Source organism: Trichocoleus sp. FACHB-591 (assembly GCF_014695845.1).
Taxonomy (GTDB): domain Bacteria; phylum Cyanobacteriota; class Cyanobacteriia; order FACHB-46; family FACHB-46; genus Trichocoleus.
Window position 1 is genome coordinate 225,602 of sequence record NZ_JACJPA010000102.1, and the last position, 14,275, is coordinate 239,876.

Sequence of the window (14,275 nt, forward strand, 5' to 3'; positions counted from 1 at the left end):
TGTCAACCTATGATTTGTCAGTGTTGGCTAACGGATTTGATCCTGTACGGGAAATATACCAGGTCAGGAGCCCTCCTGCGATCGCCAACAGTGCCAAGCTGACAAATACAGCCCGCAGACCCAAGAATGTCTCTGCCACCCCCGCTAAGGCAAGCGGTAAAGTCAAGGCAATATTAATAGCATTATTTTGCAAGCCAAAAATCTTGCCACGCATTTCTTCAGGCGTTTCTTCTTGAATCGTGGTTTGCATCGGCACCCCTACAATGGCCGCAAAACCACCTAGTGAGGTAAGTAGTACCAAGACTGGCCAAAGCTGATGGGTAAATAGAGCTAAGCCGAGCAGGGAAGCTGCCATGCCAATCGAGCCAATCAAACTCAACTGATTGTGAGAGAAGCGTTGCCCAAACTGCCCTAAAATTGTGGCTCCACCTGCCATGCCAACACCGCCAGCAGCGAGTAGGAAACCAAACTGAGAAGATTTAATCCCTGGAATCACTTCTGCTAAACGGACGGCCAACACGGCTAGAGCCGCAAAAATTGAGAATAGAATGACTAGTTGAATGAGAGCGCTGCGGACACGGGTTTGCTGCCTTAAGTAATCTAGTCCCTCACGCACGTCTTGCCAAATGTGGGGAGATGCTTGCTCGGGAACAGTAATTTTTTCACCTGTTCGCAGCATCAGCAAAATGATCCCGGCGATCGCATAGCCGCCACCGACGACAAGTTCTTTGCCAATATTTAGGCCCCCGCTAATTTGAGCCGTAAGATGATCCGCGATCGCCAACAGCGGCTCTCCCACAGCAAAGCCAATAATCACAGAGGCCATCATGGTGGTGGTATAGAGGGAATTAGCGGATAACAAATGTCGCCGCTCCACCATCAAGGGAATCACTGACTGCTCAGCCGGAGCAAAAAATTGGGTCAGGGTGGAAACGAGAAAGGTGACCCCTAATAAAATGCCAAAGCCAATAGGAAAGCCTCCAAGGGGTGCCCAACCTTGAGAAATCCATAGGAGCGGGGGCAACGTTAAGACCAATCCTCCCCGAAGCAAATTGGTGATTACCAGCACAGGCTTCTTAGGCCAGCGATCGACTAAGGCTCCGGCGACAGACCCAAACAAGACGGCTGGGATGGTAAAGGCAATCATGATCGAAGACACCCAACCGCTGATGGTTTGATCTTCGGCTTGAAAGCGGCTAGCAATCAGCGCAATCATCAGGACTAAGTAGACTTTGTCAGCTAATTGCGAAAAAACCTGGCCACTCCACAAGGCTAGGAAATTACGATTTTTGAGCACTGGTAAAAATCCCTGCTCAAAATCCTCTGATAGATCAGTAGAAGATTCAAGGTTGGGAGAAGTGCCATTGCTAGTTGAGCCATTACTAGTGGGCAAGGAGCTGACCCCTGGAAGAGGCGCTAATCCTGCGAGCGTATTAGGCCCCTCAAGACCGCCAGCAGATGTGTTTGGTTCAACGCCTTGGGCAAGTTCAACATCTTTGCACTGCTCTGTCTTGGTGATTTCTGCCAACTCCTCTTGAGAGAGGCGATTGTGAGCTGAATGGTATTTCGCTGGACCCATTTCCGGATCGGCATCGCGATCGCCATTTTGCTGAGAATGATAGCGGTTACTAGCTTCCATTTCAGAATGGGCCATCCCAGAATTGGCATGGCTGAGGGATGGCAAAGCCAGCAGTTGCAAATCAGAATCCGACAATCGCATCATAATTGAGGCAGTTAGGGAGCAGTTGGCACAGACAGGAAACAGGTATCAATCAAGGCAGCGGAACGAATCGGGCGATCGAAATGATACTGAGCGCACTGGCGTAAAATCCGCTCAACCTTCAGCCAGGCAGCTTGATAAGCCGAGGTGTTAAAGGCATTTTGCTCTAACTCTAGAGAGAATGCATCTAACTGAAGGAGTTCAGGTTGAGCCAGGTGTTGCAGGAGAGATAGTTCAACTGCGTTGAGTTGGAGACTGGGAACGGAAGATTTTTGCTGATGATTGACAACGTGGTAGTTGGCAGGGGCAGCAGCGATCGCCTGACCTGTAGATGGAGCCATCGTAGTCACAGTAGGCGAGTGGCGATCGCGCAGGATTGGTTTTGAGGTGTTGCCCTGAGTGCCTTTGGTAGTCTGAAATCCAGCGTTTTTAATGCGAGACGGTACTCTAGCACCTTCGCCTAAATGCTCTAGTTCTGCCAAATCAATTGCGCCACCCGCAGCCATGTTGAAGCCAATCCGCCAGTTATCGTCGTTTAGGTTTGGAGTGAGAGGACGTTGAGTCACGCAGCAGGTTTGTACCTGAGGTGCGACCCCTGCCAAAGCGAGTAAGTGAAAGACTGCTTGAGCTAGATGGGCCAATACACCAAACGATGCTAAACCGTTGCCTGCACTGCTACTGGATAAACTTTCTAAGCGACAAAGGTGTTCGTTGAATAGGCAAAATAACTCTTCTTGAGGTTGATCGCTCAACGCCTGACAGAGGACCAGTTCTGCTAAGTACTGGCTGGCAGTTAACTTAGCTAGGTCTTGGCTTAAACCTGGATAGGATTCCAAGGTTTCTGCTTGTGTAATTTTATCGAGCGATCGCCCCTTTGAAATCAGTAATTCGTTCACGACAAACAAGCCGCTGCGCCCTCCCAGTTTGGAGTGGTGCTTGCGCGCCCCTGGTGCCACAACCCGAATCAACCCATGTTCCCGCGTCAAAACAGTGAGCAAGCGATCGGACTCGCCGAGAGGAGCACCCTTGAGATTAATTCCAGTGGCTTTATAAGTTCGACTCATACAGAAGTCAAGGCAAGGGTTACAAGCAAGAGAGCGGCAACAAAAAGTCAGGGTCGCTAACCGTCAGCTTCCTGCCCCTTACCTCTTACTCCCTCTAGGGTATCGCGCTGACGCAGGAGATCGATGCTGCGAGACGTACCTAAGCGAGTTGCCCCTGCCACAATTAAATCCAAAGCTTGCTGGGCGGTGCGGATGCCACCCGATGCTTTAATTCCCACTCGGTCGCGGGTCATTTCCTTTAATTGGCGGACATCCTCAACAGTTGCTCCCCCATGCCATCCCGTACTGGTCTTGAGAAAGGCTACTCCAGCATCCATACAAATCTCGGTTGCCGTCTGCTTTTCGGGAGGAGTGAGGAGGGTGGTTTCTAAGATGGCTTTAATTGTTTGGTCGGTCGCTTCACGGATAGCGGCAATTTCTTGAAATAATTCGTTGGTTTTGCCAGTTTTGAGCCAGCCTAAATTCAGCACCACATCTAATTCAGTGGCTCCGTTATCTACAGCCTCTTGAGCTTCGTAAAGCTTGACGGCAGAGGTGGTAGCACCTGTAGGAAAACCAATCACTGTGCAAACTCTTGGTCGCTTGTTGTGCAAGAGATGGGTGGCTTGGCGCACAAAGATGGGGTAAACGCAAACTGCTGCAAAATTAAAGCGTATTGCCTCATCACACCACTGCTCGACCTGTTCTGGTGTAGCGATTGGACTGAGCAGGGTGTGGTCAATAAACGGCGCAAGGTCAATATCTATCTCAGATGCAGCCATTACTGGTTCTTCACTAGAAGCTTATCTTCCACTTGTATCAGAAAGTTAAGACATTCGCTCAGGTTTAACGCCTAATCGTGAAAAGTTTGGCGATCGCCCATAAGTACAATTGCAGGTTATGGCTTTTGATTAGTACTTTGTGGCCTGTGGCTTGGTTGAAAGGGGGTGACCTTGCCACCCAACGCCTCAACAATAGTCTGAGTATTAACCACCATCATTTTGATGTAGGAGTCGCCATCACTCCCCGCAGCACCAATAGAGTCTGAGTAAAGCGATCGCGGGGCGAGTTGTACGCCTGCCTCTTGAGCTACGGTTTTGATCAGAGCTGGATTAATCGTGGTTTCGGCAAAAATGGCTGGTACTTGAGCCGACTTCACGGATTCAACCAAGCGTTGCACCGTCTGAGCACTCGGTTGTTCTTCGGTGCTAATGCCAATTAGGGTGCCAATAATATCGAGATTGTAGGCGCGAGCATAATACTGAAAGGCATCATGAGTGGTGACTAAGCGCCGTTTTTCTGGGGGAATGGTTTGGATTTGTTGAGTAATCCATTGGTCCAACTCTTCTAGCTGCGCGGTGAGCTGAGCGGCATTCTGGGTAAAGCGATCGCGATCGTCGGGTGAAAGTTCAATTAAGGCATCACGAATGGCCGTGACCATCTGCATGACATTTTTGACATTGCCCCAAACGTGGGGATCGGGGACAGTTTCTCTCTGGCCTTTCTGAAGCTGCAATGGTGGGACAACTTCGCCCACGGCAACTTTTTGGGCCCGCCCCCCAGCGGCATTCATCAGCTTAATTAGACCTGGCTCCAGGTTATAGCCGTTGTAAAAAATTAAATCTGCTTTTTCTAAGTCTCGGCTGTCTGCTGGTACAGGTTCATAAACATGTGGATCGGTTCCAGGTTCGAGGATGCCGATTAGTTGCACTTCATCTGCGGCAATCTGAGCGGTTAAGTCGGTCAGGATAGTGCTGGTAGAAACTACGCTGGGCTTAACCGCCCCGTTGGCAGCAGATTGGTTAGGGGCAGGCTGAGAACCGATATTGCAGCCACTTAACCAGACACTGAGCAAGAGGCCCGCGATCGCCTGTCCGTAACTATGAATCTTATAGCCGCTTTGGGGGTGACCGCTTTGGGGGCGATGTGGAGCAGTAATCATATGAGAAGTCAATATTTATTTTCATATTCCTTTCATTTTTTAAGTTACCCTATTTTCATATTCCTTTCATTTTTGCTTAGGCTGAGTGGAGACGCTGCCATGAAGACTCAACCCCCGCCTTTTGATACAGGTTCAACCCAGGGTCCAGATGCACAAATAGTCTATATGAATGGCAGTCATAAGATTTCGGTGCGCCAGTTGGCGGTGCAGTACCGAGCGGTACAGGCTCTCAGAGATATTAATTTCGTAATTCACCCTGGGCGGGTAGTTGGGATTATTGGCCCCAATGGTGCGGGTAAAAGCACTCTGCTACAAGCCATGCTGGGGTTGGTACCAGCCAATCACGGTACGGTTTTACTCGGTGATCAGCCGCTAGCCGAGCAACTAGCGCGAGTGGCTTATGTGCCGCAGCGATCGCAGATTGACTGGACTTACCCTGCGACCGTCTGGGATGTAGTAATGCTGGGGCGGGTGCGTAAGACAGGGTGGTTCCGTCGCTTTTCTACCACCAGTCGGCATTTAGCCGCAGCCGCTTTGGATCGCGTAGGCATGAGTGCTTATCGGAATCGTCCCATTGGGCAACTTTCTGGAGGGCAGCAGCAGCGAGTATTTTTGGCGCGATCGCTCGCCCAAGAAGCTGATATTTATTGCTTCGATGAACCCTTCGTCGGTATTGACCAAAAAACCCAGGATGTGATTTTCCAAATTTTTCATGAGCTGGCCGCCGCAGGCAAAGTGGTGGTGGTGATTAATCACGACCTGGGCGAGTCGATTACGCACTTTGATGACTTGATTTTGCTCAACACAGAATTAATTGCGAGTGGTCCGCGTGAACAGGTGCTCAGCACTGAAAATCTCTATCGCGCTTACGGCGGCAAAGTGGTATTCCATGCGGGAGAAGCGGCCTAATGTTGCAGGCACTGCTAGAGCCGTTGCAGTACGAGTTTATGCAGCGATCGCTGGTGATTGCGGTCTTGGTGGGGCTGATTTGTGCGGTTGTGGGCAGTTACTTGATGGTGCAGCGCTTAGCTTTATTAGGAGACGCGATTAGCCATTCGGTTCTGCCTGGTTTAGCGATCGCGTTCATGGTAGGAGCCAATATTTTTGTTGGGGCATTCATTGCGGGCGTGCTCAGCACAATGGCGATCGCCTGGATTCGGGCGCGATCGCCCATTAAAGAAGATGCCGCGATGGGGATTGTGTTCTCGGCCTTTTTTGCCCTTGGTGTGACGCTGATTACGCTGATTCAAAAAGACAACAAGATTGACCTGAATCACTTTCTGTTTGGCAATATTTTGGGTGTAACGCGGCAGGAAGTCTTAGATACAGCCTTGATTTCGGCTTTTGTCTTGCTGGTAGTTGTCCTGCTTTATAAAGAATTACTTTTTTACACGTTCGACCCCTTGGGAGCGCAAGCCGCAGGTTTACCCGTGAACCTGTTGAACTTCGGCTTGATGGTGCTGATTGCCCTGACGATCGTAGCCAGCATGAAAACCGTAGGCGTCATTTTAGTGCTGGCGCTCTTAATTACCCCAGGCGCTACGGCTTATTTGCTGGTGCAGCGGTTACACAGCGTCATGTGGTTAGGAGCAGGCATTGGGATTGTGGCGAGTGTCAGCGGCATGTATCTCAGTTATTTCTACAACGTGCCTTCTGGCCCTGCCATTGTTTTGGTGGTGTCGGGGCTATTTTTGTTAGCGCTTCTGTTTAGCCCAACGCAAGGAGTTTTTACATATCCCGCAGCTCAACGAGGTGAACCATTGTTATGGCGGGAGTTGAAGGGGCTATTGCGCGGATCGAGTTAGCTATCTGTGACTAAGTCGCGATCGCCTAACAAAATGTTTTATAAATTGTTAAGTTACATTGCCGAAGCCATCGCGATCGCCCCTCGTGCGTCTTGTGCCTTCTGGCTTCAATCAGCGGCAACCCAAAAATATAAAAAGGAGGAAAGATGCTAGTTTCATCCTTCCTCCTGGGTTCTGGTATAGAACTGGTTGGCGAGAAGCTGGTTATAGCTTCGCAGAATCGAGTTTTTCTGTCACAGCCTGATCACTATGGGCGGTCTTGCCATTTTTGCCATTCGTGGAGATCTGGCCGTTCGTATTGCGAGGCTGAAGCACACCGTAGCCTCCGTGATTCCGTTCGTAAACCACGTTGATTTCACCCGTCTCAGCATTCCGAAACATATAGAAGTCGTGATCGACCAGCTCTAGCTGCTCCAAGGCTTCATGGATGGTCATCGGCGGCATGGCGAAATACTTGGTCCGAACTACGTCTTCAGGTAGTTCTGGGGTGCGATCGCCAATCAAAGTCTCCACTGGCAGTTGATCGACCACTACACCTGTACGAATTTGCGTGTGGTTTTTGTCTTGCCGCTTCTCTTTGAACTTGCGGAGTTGGCGAGCAATTTTGTCGGCAACTAAGTCAATGCTCGCGTATAGGTTCTCACTGCTCTCCTCGGCGCGAATGACTGTACCGTTGGCGTAAATCGTAACTTCTGCGGTTTGCTTAGTGGGGTTTATCCGGGGGTTGCGGGCCACAGACAGATGCACGTCAACTTCGGTCATTAGATTCTGAAAGTGGTTAACCGCCTTTTCAATCTTCTGATGCACATACTCATGAATCGCATCGGTGATTTCGATATTTTTGCCCTGGATAACAAGCTTCATAGAGCTTCCTCCCCTTGGAATTTGGGTGTTAGTCTCACCCTAGCACTTTGTATTCTGGAGAACAGGGGCCTTTAAAATCTTTTGCATCTGTTGATAATTCTTGATTTCGCCGCTTTACACAAACTCTAAAATTGCGTTAAATTTCGCTTGCTTTTGCTAATGGAATTAAGTACATCCCCATCCAGTGTCTCCGTACCAAGCTTGCCTTACCAAGATTGCTGGCTTTACACACCCGGTTTGGTGCCCTATGAGGTGGCTTGGGCTTGGCAGCGATCGCTCGTAGCGCAACGGCGCGAAGATCCAGAACTCAGCGATGTGTTGCTGCTGTTAGAACATCCCCCCGTTTATACCCTTGGCCAAGGTGCCAGCTTAGATTTTCTTAAGTTCGATCCCGCTCAAATTGACTTGCAGTTGTGCCGAGTGGAGCGCGGAGGAGAGGTCACCTATCACTGTCCAGGACAGGTCGTGGGTTATCCCATTTTGAACCTGAACCGTTATCGCAAAGACCTACATTGGTATTTACGGCAGCTAGAAGAAGTGTTGATTCAAGTGTTGGCAGCGTATGGATTGCAGGGAGAGCGCTACGCAGGTTTGACAGGAGTTTGGGTAGAAGGACGCAAGGTAGCGGCGATCGGGATTAAAGTCAGCCGTTGGATTACGATGCATGGCTTCGCGCTCAACGTTTGCCCAGATCTAACAGGGTTTCAAAATATTGTGCCTTGTGGCATTACTGATAAGCCTGTGGGCAGCTTGGCTGAGTTTGTGCCTGACGTAAATCTGGAACAGGTGCAACAACAAGTAGCGATCGCCTTTGCTCAGGTGCTTGGGGTCAGGCTAGTACAACCTACGACCCATGACCTCACCCCTTGGGATTTGGCAACAGGTGAGGCTCTAGACTAGGCTAAAGAACGCAATTTGATTGAATAAAGCAGTTAGAAGCCATTGTTTCCCGATTTAAACCCCTTTCTTTACCGTTCCGCTAGCGATCGCCCTGATGCTACTCATCGCTTTGATGGTTGGTCCTTAGAAGACCGCGATCCTCAAGCCATTCAAGCCTGGATGCCGATTTGGGGTTGGCTGTATCACCATTATTTTCGAGTGCGGACAGATGGTTGGCACCACCTGCCTCAGCAAGGCCCAATGCTGATTGTCGGCTCCCACAACGGCGGGTTGGCTGCTCCTGACATGTTTATGTTTTTGTATGACTGGGTGCAACGTTTTGGACCAGAGCGTTTAGCTTATGGCTTGATGCATCCGAGTGTTTGGCGGGCACCTGTTCCTTTAGTCGCGCCCGCTGCGGCTCAGATTGGGGCCGTGATTGCCCATCCACAAATGGCGATCGCTGCCTTCCGTCGCAACGCAGCAGTATTGGTTTATCCCGGAGGTCCAGAAGATGTGTTTCGGCCTCACAATCAGCGGCACAAAATAGAATTTGCAGGACGACGAGGCTTTATCAAATTAGCATTGCGGGAAGGTGTACCGATTGTCCCCGTGATCTCGGAGGGAGCACACGATACCCTCTTCGTCCTAGGAGATTTTTATGAGCAAGCGCGGCAACTACACGAGTGGGGCATGCCTTGGTTACTAGGGATCGACCCAGTAGTGTTTCCCCTGTACTTGGGATTGCCTTGGGGACTCGGCATTGGGCCTGTACCAAATATTCCGCTTCCGGTACAAATTCATACTCGTGTTTGTGCTCCGATTGTCTTCGAGCGCTCTGGTCGAGCGGCTGCTAGCGATCGCGCTTACGTAGAAGTCTGCTATCAGCAAGTCTGCGCTCAAATGCAGGCTGAGCTAGACCGATTGGTGGCAGAAGTGGCAGCAGCTAAGCGATCGCCCCAGCGTTAGCTCTACCTTAGACAGAGTTCGCAGCCCTCGGTTCTCTATTAAGCTTTAGTCTTGATGCTTTTGCCGTAGCCTCAGCAAATTCATCCAGTAGGATTACTACATGTTTAGTAACAATATGAGCAATGAGAATACGTGAAAAAACGTAACTTTTGGTTGCTCATTCCCTGGTGGGGGGATGTAAGGTTGAGGACAGGGAAAGTACAAAATCAATCAGGTCATCACAGCGCTAAACCTGTATAACTGCTTGAACTGCTTGAGCAAATTTTGGGTGTGAGATTCATCAAGCCGCTGTAAGAGCTAATCAGGCTTTGCATCTACTGAAAAAACGCAACATGGCTGCACCTACTTTCAACTCTGGTGCCTAGACCTTGTAAGCCATGCTTCAGTGAATTTTCCTCCGCTCGACTGCGCGACTGCATTGAGGCGGTTATTTGGTGCACTCCATGTTTAATCCTTCCTCCACGGACGATGCCACCTCGTTTCCGGCAGAGTTGAATCTCTTACGCACTCAAGCGGCCCGTTCTACCCCCGCTCGACGACTAAATGCAGTTAAATCAAGATACGGAGCCAACCTGTCAGCTCCATCCTTGACCCCAGAGCGAATAGGGCCGCTAGGAATTGTCCCTACTCAAACCTCTGACGCAGGGAGTTGGCGATCGCCTCAGCCTGAAGCAGAATACGAGGGCTTTGCTAGCCTGCTCGATAGCTATGCGGCTCCTCTAGCACCCATGCGAGAACGGGATTTAACGGCTCTGGGTGGTCTATTTGAGCGAGAGGATATTCACGATGTTGAGACAGATATCATCCGCAATCTGCTCACCCGTTGGCCAGAGCCCTGCTGGGATGATGATCCGTTTGAGTTTCTACAAGACTTTCTCTGAGCAAACAAAATAGGCAAAGTAAAATAAGCACCAGAAGTACAACTGATGCTCTGACAGAGATGACCTAGATGGTGCTAGCGCTTGGAGCTAGAAAGGGATGTCGTCGTAGTCTGGTTCCGCAACCGGAGGAGCTGGAGGCTTAGATTTTGTGGCCGCTCTAGGGGCAGCGTCAGGAGTACTCACGGCGGGCACAGCTCGGTTAGCCGTAGTGGCAGCGGGTGTGCGAGCAGCGGCGGGTGCAGGTGCGACTCTAGTGGTTGTTGTTGCGGCAGGAACAGCAGCACTACTAGAACTACCATCTAAGCTGTGGATGCGCTGCACCGTTAACTCAGCACGTTTTTCCTTGAAGCCTTCGGGCCGCTCAATTGTATTCATGTTCAACCGACCCTCAATCACCACGCGATCGCCTTGGTGATAACGCTCTTGAATTTCCTGAGCCAGGTTGCCCCATCCCACGACTTTAAGGGTGGCTGGGGGGTCATCTGCCCGCAACCCGGAAAACTGCACTATCATTTCCGTGATCGGAGTTTGAGTATCAGATGTGTAGCGCAGCTGCGGGTCTTGGATAATCTCTGCCATCAAGATACAGCTATTCATAGATCAAAATTCTCCTAATCCCAGGGAGTTCAGTTTAGGGCGACAGGAACTGTTATATCAATCGTGACTCATGCTTTACCCTAATAGATCACATCCTAAGAGTTAAGTGATTTTTTGGGGCTTGAAAACAGCTTTTCCTCAATCTCAGCTACCAGTCCTCTGATCTTAATTTTAGTACATTCGTACTTGAATTGGAGGTTGAATTAGGAAATTGCAGTACCCGTTAGGACGGCGATCGCAGCTGTAGAAGTAAATTGGCACCTCAACAGGCAGCAGACTCAGGCTAGACAAAGCTTTTGCCATCTAATAACGTTTATCCGCTACATTTGCAAGAGGCTGTAAGATTCAGTTTTGGAATCTTCCCTCCCTTCCTCGCGATCGACAAAGTCTTGGACTCGCCCACGATATTCGCGCAGAATTTCGTCTACCCAACCACGGTCATCACTGTTGGCAAAAATATGGACTAACGGTTCTCCTGCATCCGGTAAAATCAGAACCCAGCTTTCGTGCTGATTGTTGAAAATTTTCACGCCGTCGACCAGCTCTAAGTTCTCCGCTGAATGGATTTCTACCAAGTGCCGCATCAAAGCTCCCTTCGCCGTCCAGGGGCAACGAACGGTATAAGTGCGATGGCAAACCCGTGGTAAGTCGGCCCGAATTTGACTAATGGAGCGCTCCTGTAAGGTTAGCAGCTCAATCATCTTGGCAATGCAGAACATGGCGTCAAAACCAGGATGCAGTTGCGGGAAGATAAAGCCCATCTCGCCACTGCCACCCAGGATGACATGAGAGTTGGTATGGCAGGCTTCCATGAGAGCGGTCGGGTTAGCTTTTGTGCGAATGACTTTGCCATCATGACGACGCGCAATTTGCTCAACAGCGCTAGAGGCATGGACTGGCACTACCACGGTGCTGCGTGGATGGCTGGTCAGCATCATGTCTACCATCAAGGCAGTCAGCATTTCTCCGCGAATCGGAATGCCTGCTTCATCCACCAAAATCATCTGCTCGCCATTGGCAGAAACTTGGACGCCAAAGGTGGCCCGTAACGCTTCCACTACGTGGCCTAACTGGTTTAGCAAGCCCTCGCGATCGGCTGTGGTTGGTGAGTTCTGGCTGAGGCTGGCATTTAACACGACGGCATCGCAACCAAACTTGCCCAACAGCTGTGGTAGGACTGCGCCAGATACGGCATAAACGTAGTCGATCACGACTTTAGAGCTGCTGTGCCGCACGGCCTCGATGTTAATGTGCTTCTCAAAGGCAGTGCTGTAAATGTCAATAATTTGGCTGGGGTAGACGACATTGCCAATCTCGTGAATTAAGGCACGCCGAAAATCTTCCTTGAAATAAGCACCTTCAATTTTCTTCTCCTGCGCCTTAGAAGTGTTGATGCCTTTTTGATCAAAGAACTCAATCAAAATGTGGTCGGCTCGCTCTGGATGCACTCGTACATGAATGCCGCCCCGCACCGATAAGGTAGGCACTGCCGTCCGAGCCACGGGAATCGCTGTGGCTTCTAGGTTCTGAACATTAACGCCGACCGACATCAAGCCAGCAATCAGCGATCGCGACACCATCCGAGAAATACTGCGCTGATCGCGAGAAACCGTAACTTGTGCGCCTGGTTTCAAGGTAGAACCATAAGCTGCACCCAGCTTCACTGCAAACTCTGGCGTAATATCGACGTTGGCTAATCCAGAGACACCCCGCTGCCCAAACAAATTGCGCTGAGCGGCATGACCCCAAATCAAGTTGATGTTGAGCGTCGCTCCGGACTCAACTTTCTTGCTGGGCCAGATGCGGACGTTGGGGCTAACTTGAGCTTCTTCCCCAATGATGGAGAGTGAACCAATCACGGCTCCTTCCAGCACATGGGCGCGACGATCCACCCTGGTACCACGGCCAATGCAGCAGGCCCGCAGATGAGCTTCTTCTCCGACGATCGCTCCGTTCCAAATAATGGGCCGCTTCAAGTCGGCGTCGGCTCCCACGGTGACATTGTCGCCAATGACAGAGCCAGCACTGATCTGGACTCTCGACCCAATTCGGCAGTTATGCCCAATTAGCACTGGCGCTTCAATTTTGGCAGTGGAGTCGATGTGGGTATTTTGACCAATCCAGATACCGGGCGATCGCTCTTCATAGGCGTAGTCCAGCTTGACCCGTTGTTGCAACCCATCGTATTGAGCGTCTCGATAAGCTTCCAAATGGCCTACATCACACCAATATCCCTCAGCGATATAGCCATACATTGGCTCGTCTTTTTCGAGGAGTAGAGGAAAGAGATCTTTAGAGAAGTCAGACTCCTGATTGTTGGGTAGGTAGCCTAAAACTTCTGGCTCCAAAATATAGATACCAGTATTAACAGTGTCCGAGAAAATTTCGCTAGTTGAAGGTTTTTCTAAAAAGCGTCGAATGCGATCTTTTTCATCAGTAATGACAACTCCAAACTCAATTGGGTTGGGCACACGGGTCAATACTAAAGTTGCTTTTGATCGCTTTTGTTTATGAAATTCAATGGCAGCAGTTAAATCAAAGTCGGTGATACTATCACCACTAATTACTAAAAATGTTTGATCAAGTAATTCAGAAATATTTTTAACGCAACCTGCCGTTCCTAAAGGCTGGTCTTCCTCTACGGCATAAGTCATTTGTACGCCAAAATCACTGCCGTCTTGGAAGTAATCCCGCATTACATCAGGTAAATAATGCAGCGTCGCAATAATCTCAGTGATACGATGCCGCTTTAATAAATTAACAATGTGCTCGGCGATCGGTCGATTTAGAATCGGGACCATGGGTTTAGGAAGATCACAAGTTAGCGGTCTGAGCCGCGTCCCTGAGCCTCCGGCCATCAGCACTGCTCGCATAAATCCTCCTTCCTAGTTTTTACTTCCTAGTTTTTATTCCCGTGCCGTACTCAGTCGTCAAATGACTCGTGTTCTCTAGTCTCCTATGGCAGTAAGACTGTGGGTATCCTCCAGAAGGTAAGCTTCATGGGGGTTAGCGCCATCTTCCCGGACAAAGCAAACCAACTGGATCGCGGAGTCACTCCCTCTGGTCAACCATCTTGTAGATTGCAATGATTGACTATCTCAAGCGCTAGAAACTAACGAATAGCAGAGAGAAAAGTAATCTAGATTCTGCTTACGATTGAAGTGAAATTTTTAGACCGTATCCATGCTCTTACAGAATACTGAAATCTCCGATTTGCTGCATAAAGTTCTTAATTCATTAAGTTTTCTGGCGATCGCCAAGTCAGGTCAGGACCAAACATACGTTTCCAGCAAATCGAAGCTACATTGAGTGTAGAGTAGGCGCTCAGCTAAAGTTGATGTGTGAATGGGAGAGATAGATACATGACTACACTGCTTAGCCTGTTGTTGATAGGTGCTTATGCAGGTGGAGCCTGGAAGTTCTGGAGTGGTTTTCGGCGGACGAACTTTAGCCAAGGACGAATCTACTTAGGGCTGCTTTGGCCAGTGCTGATCGTGAATAAGTCCTATCGCCAAAACTTTACCAAAGCACTGAAGGGTTAAAAACAAGCGTAGTGTTTTACAGAAATTTAGCTT

Annotated in this window: 13 protein-coding genes; 6 read left to right on the forward strand and 7 right to left on the reverse strand. The window is 49.7% G+C overall.

Going from position 1 to position 14,275, the window contains the following annotated elements; genetic code table 11:
- Positions 1 to 7: 7 nt before the first annotated feature.
- The 4 genes from H6F90_RS21095 to H6F90_RS21110 form a co-directional block, all read right to left on the reverse strand.
- Positions 8 to 1,723 (reverse strand): MFS transporter, encoded by a 1,716-nt coding sequence (locus H6F90_RS21095; protein WP_190554172.1) that lies wholly within the window; start codon positions 1,721 to 1,723, stop codon positions 8 to 10.
- Positions 1,724 to 1,734: 11 nt separating this feature from the next.
- Positions 1,735 to 2,784, reverse strand: a complete 1,050-nt coding sequence (gene recO, locus H6F90_RS21100) for a DNA repair protein RecO (RefSeq protein ID WP_190554173.1) — start codon at positions 2,782 to 2,784, stop codon at positions 1,735 to 1,737.
- A gap of 56 nt (positions 2,785 to 2,840) precedes the next feature.
- Complete coding sequence (deoC, locus tag H6F90_RS21105) at positions 2,841 to 3,545, reverse strand: deoxyribose-phosphate aldolase (RefSeq protein ID WP_190554174.1); 705 nt, start codon at positions 3,543 to 3,545, stop codon at positions 2,841 to 2,843.
- Between the two features lie 116 nt (positions 3,546 to 3,661).
- A complete protein-coding gene (locus H6F90_RS21110; protein ID WP_190554175.1) occupies positions 3,662 to 4,705 on the reverse strand; it encodes a metal ABC transporter substrate-binding protein in 1,044 nt (347 codons plus the stop codon).
- 99 nt (positions 4,706 to 4,804) lie between these two features.
- Here H6F90_RS21110 and H6F90_RS21115 point away from each other — a divergent pair, with 99 nt between their 5' ends.
- Both H6F90_RS21115 and H6F90_RS21120 read left to right on the forward strand, forming a co-directional pair.
- Positions 4,805 to 5,614, forward strand: coding sequence for a metal ABC transporter ATP-binding protein (locus H6F90_RS21115; protein WP_370588061.1), 810 nt, complete (start codon positions 4,805 to 4,807; stop codon positions 5,612 to 5,614).
- A complete protein-coding gene (locus H6F90_RS21120; protein ID WP_190554176.1) occupies positions 5,614 to 6,510 on the forward strand; it encodes a metal ABC transporter permease in 897 nt (298 codons plus the stop codon). The genes H6F90_RS21115 and H6F90_RS21120 overlap by 1 nt, the downstream gene beginning before the upstream one ends.
- A gap of 204 nt (positions 6,511 to 6,714) precedes the next feature.
- Here the strand turns inward: H6F90_RS21120 and hpf are convergent, their stop codons facing one another.
- Positions 6,715 to 7,374: a ribosome hibernation-promoting factor, HPF/YfiA family gene (gene hpf / locus H6F90_RS21125; RefSeq protein ID WP_190431530.1), complete on the reverse strand. Its 660-nt coding sequence runs from the start codon at positions 7,372 to 7,374 to the stop codon at positions 6,715 to 6,717.
- Between the two features lie 159 nt (positions 7,375 to 7,533).
- Between hpf and lipB the strand changes: the two genes are divergently transcribed.
- The 3 genes from lipB (at position 7,534) to H6F90_RS21140 (ending at position 10,103) form a co-directional block, all read left to right on the forward strand.
- The gene (gene lipB, locus H6F90_RS21130) at positions 7,534 to 8,274 is read left to right on the forward strand and encodes a lipoyl(octanoyl) transferase LipB (RefSeq protein ID WP_190554177.1); all 741 of its coding nucleotides are present in this window, start codon (positions 7,534 to 7,536) and stop codon (positions 8,272 to 8,274) included.
- A 42-nt stretch (positions 8,275 to 8,316) separates the two neighbouring features.
- Complete coding sequence (locus H6F90_RS21135; protein WP_242024565.1) at positions 8,317 to 9,222, forward strand: lysophospholipid acyltransferase family protein; 906 nt, start codon at positions 8,317 to 8,319, stop codon at positions 9,220 to 9,222.
- 443 nt (positions 9,223 to 9,665) lie between these two features.
- The gene (locus tag H6F90_RS21140; RefSeq protein WP_190554233.1) at positions 9,666 to 10,103 is read left to right on the forward strand and encodes a hypothetical protein; all 438 of its coding nucleotides are present in this window, start codon (positions 9,666 to 9,668) and stop codon (positions 10,101 to 10,103) included.
- Positions 10,104 to 10,190: 87 nt separating this feature from the next.
- Here H6F90_RS21140 and H6F90_RS21145 read toward each other — a convergent pair whose 3' ends face one another.
- Both H6F90_RS21145 and H6F90_RS21150 read right to left on the reverse strand, forming a co-directional pair.
- On the reverse strand, positions 10,191 to 10,700 hold the full coding sequence (locus H6F90_RS21145) for a single-stranded DNA-binding protein (protein ID WP_190554178.1): 510 nt from the start codon (positions 10,698 to 10,700) through the stop codon (positions 10,191 to 10,193).
- Between the two features lie 320 nt (positions 10,701 to 11,020).
- Positions 11,021 to 13,573 (reverse strand): mannose-1-phosphate guanyltransferase, encoded by a 2,553-nt coding sequence (locus H6F90_RS21150; protein ID WP_190554179.1) that lies wholly within the window; start codon positions 13,571 to 13,573, stop codon positions 11,021 to 11,023.
- A 489-nt stretch (positions 13,574 to 14,062) separates the two neighbouring features.
- On the opposite strand from H6F90_RS21150, the gene H6F90_RS21155 reads away from it, so the two are divergent.
- Positions 14,063 to 14,242, forward strand: coding sequence for a hypothetical protein (locus H6F90_RS21155; protein WP_190554180.1), 180 nt, complete (start codon positions 14,063 to 14,065; stop codon positions 14,240 to 14,242).
- The last annotated feature ends 33 nt before the right edge of the window (positions 14,243 to 14,275 follow it).